The sequence below is a fragment of the Nocardiopsis protaetiae genome (assembly GCF_045446735.1).
Lineage (GTDB): Bacteria > Actinomycetota > Actinomycetes > Streptosporangiales > Streptosporangiaceae > Nocardiopsis > Nocardiopsis protaetiae.
Map to the genome: position 1 here is coordinate 1 of NZ_JBJJBV010000440.1, position 4,331 is coordinate 4,331.

Sequence of the window (4,331 nt, forward strand, 5' to 3'; positions counted from 1 at the left end):
CCGGATACGGCGACGGCCCGGCGGGGGTGCCCGCCGGGCCGTCGGGGCCGTGGAGGTGTCCGTCAGGACAGGGCGGCGGCCAGACGCTCCTCGTGCAGGCGCTCGCCCCAGGCCGGGGCCAGCGGGGCCAGCTGCCCCACACGCCAGCGCAGCAGCAGGTCGGCCAGCTGCGGGTTGCGCGGCAGCGCCGGGCCGTGCAGGTAGGTGCCCAGCACCTGGCCCTGGTAGGCGCCCTCGGTGCGGTCGTCGTTGCCGATACCGCGGACCGTGGTGGACAGCGGCCGGGCCGACGGGCCGATCTCGGTGCGGCCCTGGTGGTTCTCGAAACCGGTGATGCGGCCCACCCCCAGGGACGGGTCCACGTCCGCGACGATCTCGCCGACGGCGCGGGTCTGGCCGCGGCCGCTGCGGATGTCGAGGATGCCCAGGCCCGGCAGCGGGTTGGCCTCGTCGTCGCCGTAGCTCTCGCCGATGATCTGGTAGCCGGCGCAGACCGCGAAGACGCAGGCGCCGCGGGCGGCGGCGCGGATCAGGCCGCCGTCGGCGCGCAGGCGCTCGGCCGCCAGGATCTGCGGGCGGTCCTCGCCGCCGCCGAGCAGGTAGATATCGCCCTGCTCGGGCACCGCGTCGCTGGAGTGGACGTGCACGATCTCGGTGGGGATACCGCGCAGCTCGGCCCGCCGCTGGAGGATGAGGACGTTGCCGCGGTCGCCGTAGGTGCTCAGCAGGTCGGGGTAGATCCACACGATCCGCAGGGCGCTGGTGTTCGTCATGGGTGTCTCCTACTGGACGCGGCCGTAGGCCGTGCGGATCTGCTGGAACGCCGTGTAGTTGGCGATGAGGTCGACCTTGGTCAGGCCCGGCTGCTCGGCCTTCAGCTTGGCCAGCACCTCGTCGACCCGGTCGGCGACCTCGAACCGCACGCCGTCGGTCTCCAGGCGCAGGGCCAGGTCGGTGCGGCGCTCGCCCATGACGAAGACACGGCGGTCGCGCAGGACGGTGTAGTCGACGTCCCACAGCCAGGACGTGTCCTTGCCGTCGGGGATCTGCGCGTTGACGGACAGGATCACCGGGATGTTGGGCGGGTCCAGGACGGCGAAGGACTCCAGCCAGCCCGCCGGGTTCTTGGCCAGCAGCAGGCGGACCTCCACGCCCATGGTGACCACGGAGGTGTAGCGGCCCGCCACGGAGGTGATCTCGCGCAGGCGCTCCACGGTGCGCTCGGGGTGCAGGCCGTACCCGGCCGCGGTGGCGGCGGCGATCGCGGCGTTGGAGCGGTTGGCGTCGCCGGGCAGGTTGAGCCGCAGCTTGATGCGCTGGCCCTCCGGGGTGAGGAGCACGTCGGAGCCGTTGTCCGCGCCCCAGGTGGTCTGCGGGCGGGTGAGGCCGCACTCGGGGCAGGCCCAGTACGGGTCCTGCTCGCGCCGCAGGTGGCCGCCGCACTCGGGGCAGCACCAGGAGTCCTCCTTCCAGCGCTGGCCGGCGGACACCCAGGTGGCGGTCGGGGCGCCCATGCCCGCCCAGGCGACGAGCGGGTCGTCGGCGTTGGCGATGACGTGGGTGTTGCTCTTGCCCAGGGCGGTGCGCCAGCGCTTGGCGAGGAGGTTGATCTCCGAGGCGCGGTCCATCTGGTCGCGGCTGAGGTTCATCAGGACCACGAACGCGGGCTGGGTGGCGACCAGGACCTGCGGCAGGTACTTCTCGTCCACCTCCAGGACGCCGTTGACGGCGCTCCGGTTGTTGGACAGCGCGGTGATGTGGCCGGTCGGCATGTTGGCGCCGTGCTCGTTGGTGGCGACATCGCCCAGTTCGCGCAGCGCGTGGGAGATGAGCCGGGTGGTGGTGGTCTTGCCGTTGGTGGCACTGACCAGGGCGAGCCTGCGGCCCTTGGCGAGCTTGGCGAGCAGGTCGGGCTCGACCTTGAGCGCGATCTTGCCGCCGATCACGGAGCCGTCGCCGCGGCCCGTGGCACGGGACAGGCCGGCCGCACTCCTCCCCAGTACCGATGCCAGTTGGGCGCGCAAGGGAAGCTCGCTCATCGATTCGTCGGGCGTGGAAACCCGGTCCTTCAGGACCGGGAGGAAACGCCCTGCTCCTTCCTGATGGTGTAGGCATAGCCGTCGGCTCGCTGGAGCAGCCGAACGTACCGGTGTCCGATCCCCTGGACGGTGCCCTGCGTGGTGGTGATGTTGAAGCTTCCCGAGGCCCGTACCGCGACCCGACCGGTGTGCGTCCCGGCCTTTTTCCCCGCAGGAACGGCGGCGCGGACCAGGTCACCGGTGGCGAAGGAGAAGAACCGCTTGGTACGCGGCAGACGCAACCGGGGGAACCCGTGCCTGTCCGGCCGGGTACGGGCGTAGGAGCCGCGCCCCGCACACCCGACGCCCAACACCCGGGACACCGTCTCGGTGACGGTGTCGGTCTTGCCGACACACAGCGCGTCCAGGGTGTGGGACTTCGGCAGACCGGAGCGCGTCCGGTTCCACTTGGTGCGCCCACCCGAGCCCACATGTGTGGGCAGGCGGGCCTCCAGGGCCCGCCACAGCGCCCACCGGGTGGTGTTGACGGCGGCGGCGTCCTTCAGCGGCGCCTTGGCCCGGGCCAGGATCCCGGCCAGGGTCTTCGGGTCGGTGGCGAACTCCTCCACCGGCCGGTCGGCCTTGGTCTGGTTGCACGGCACACACGCCAGGACCAAGTTGGCGACCCGGTCCGAGCCGCCCCGCGAGCGGGGGCGGACGTGGTCGATGTTCAACGGCACCCCGGTGGCGCCGCAGTAGGCGCAGGTGCGGTCGAACTTGGCCAACAGGTATTCGCGGACCTCGTAGCCGTGCAGGGTGCCCTGCCGGTACTCGACCCCTTCCAGGGGTTTCCCTGCGGACAGGGCATGGGTGTCGAACGCGACCCGCTCCACGTGCACCGCCCGCACGGGCACCCACCGGGAGAACCGGTCCACCCACGAGACGGTGGTCTCCACCCGGTGGCGCAGGGACGGGGCGAGCCAGCCTGGGGGCCGGGTGCGGTTGGAAAAGCGCGGGGCGCGGTGGCGCAGGTTCGCGGTACGGCGGCGCCGCCGGTACCCGGACCGCTGCCCCATCTTCTTCGTGATCTGCGCGCCGCGGTGGTCGAGCTGGAGGGCGTACCGGCCCCGCCGCTCACCCCCGTGGGAGGTGAACACCGCGATGCCGGTGTGCCTGCTGCCCGGGTCGACTCCCAGTTCGACTCCGTCGATCTCGGAGTCGGCGGCGGTGCGGTCCTTGAGCCGGATGGTGAACGGGGTGTGGCGGGCCACCACCGCCCGGCCGTTGGCCAGGAGCTTGCGGGCTCTGGCCGGTGGGCAGGGTTGCAGGGGTGTGCCGTGCTTGTCGAGGACGAACACGTACGGATGGGTGGCTCTGGCGGTGTTGCCGTGGGCCTCACGGCCCTGCTCCCCGGCCCCGAGGGACTCGGGGGTGACGCCACCGGCACCAGGTGAGGTGCCGGTGGTCTCCCCTCGACCATGTTCCGCACCGGATGCCACACCATCAGTGTGGCGTCCGCGCCCCGTTTCGTTCCCGATCCGGGGAGTGTCTACTGGCGCGGATTCCAGAGCAGGCCGCTGAGGAAGCACGGCCTGGTGGGTCTGCTGTCCTGTGCGGAACGTAGCCATCAAGGTCACCTCCCTGTAGGTGATGGCTGGGTCTGGTAACGGCGGCCCTCAGCCGTGCAGGCTGACAGCCCAAGCCTTCAGGCCCGGGATCCCTTTACGTACTCTCCACGATCGCTTGATCACCTGCGCCGATGTGTTGCGGCGGCGGGCGATGTGTCGGGCCAAGCCTATTGTCCACCGGCTATCGGACCCGCCAGTCCAGCCGCTCCGGCGGTGGTCCGAGGTTGGGCGGCACACGGCCCGGTGCGCCGTCGTTCCCCGCGGGTGCCGGGGCGGTCCCGCCGGGTGTGTCGAGGACGGCCGCGGGTGGGAGGATGCGGGGTCTGACCGGTTCTGGCCGGTCACGCTCCGTCGTGTCTTCGCCGGGTGCGCCGTCGCCTTCGTCACCACTGGTCCGGGAGTCGTCCACTGTGGCCAGTGTTGCCGTGGACAGGGTGAGAATACCCGGATTGGTGTCGGTGAGAACAGGCCCGCCGCGGCCCAGGACCACGGCGGCGGTGGCCGGCAGGCCGAGCAGCGCCTCGGCGTCGGGGTCGAGCGGGCGGGTGTGGCGGTCGGCGTCGCCCTCGGCGTCCAGTGGGGCGTCGGCCCACTCCTGGGAGGAGGTCGCCTCGCCCCACACCGTGGCCGATCTCACATGGCGGACGAGGTCCAGCGGGGTGACGGCGGCGGCCGCGCTGCGGAT

3 protein-coding genes and 1 pseudogene are annotated in these 4,331 nt (G+C 71.9%); all 4 read right to left on the reverse strand.

What is annotated here, in order from left to right:
• Window positions 1-62 precede the first annotated feature (62 nt).
• Window positions 63-773 carry a type 1 glutamine amidotransferase gene (locus tag ACJOT3_RS33500; protein WP_406977145.1) on the reverse strand — a complete coding sequence of 237 codons (711 nt, stop codon included), beginning with the start codon at window positions 771-773 and terminating at the stop codon, window positions 63-65.
• A gap of 9 nt (window positions 774-782) precedes the next feature.
• Complete coding sequence (locus ACJOT3_RS33505) at window positions 783-2,039, reverse strand: Mur ligase family protein (RefSeq protein WP_406977146.1); 1,257 nt, start codon at window positions 2,037-2,039, stop codon at window positions 783-785.
• Between the two features lie 29 nt (window positions 2,040-2,068).
• The gene (gene iscB, locus ACJOT3_RS33510; RefSeq protein ID WP_406977147.1) at window positions 2,069-3,517 is read right to left on the reverse strand and encodes an RNA-guided endonuclease IscB; all 1,449 of its coding nucleotides are present in this window, start codon (window positions 3,515-3,517) and stop codon (window positions 2,069-2,071) included.
• Between the two features lie 310 nt (window positions 3,518-3,827).
• A pseudogene (locus tag ACJOT3_RS33515) lies at window positions 3,828-4,331 on the reverse strand (hypothetical protein); the annotation flags it as partial.

What these genes read in the sequence shown, in the direction of transcription:
- ACJOT3_RS33500 (WP_406977145.1), bottom strand. Translation starts at nt 773, where the DNA reads ATGACGAACACCAGCGCCCTGCGGATCGTGTGGATCTACCCCGACCTG.
- ACJOT3_RS33505 (WP_406977146.1), bottom strand. Translation starts at nt 2,039, where the DNA reads ATGAGCGAGCTTCCCTTGCGCGCCCAACTGGCATCGGTACTGGGGAGG.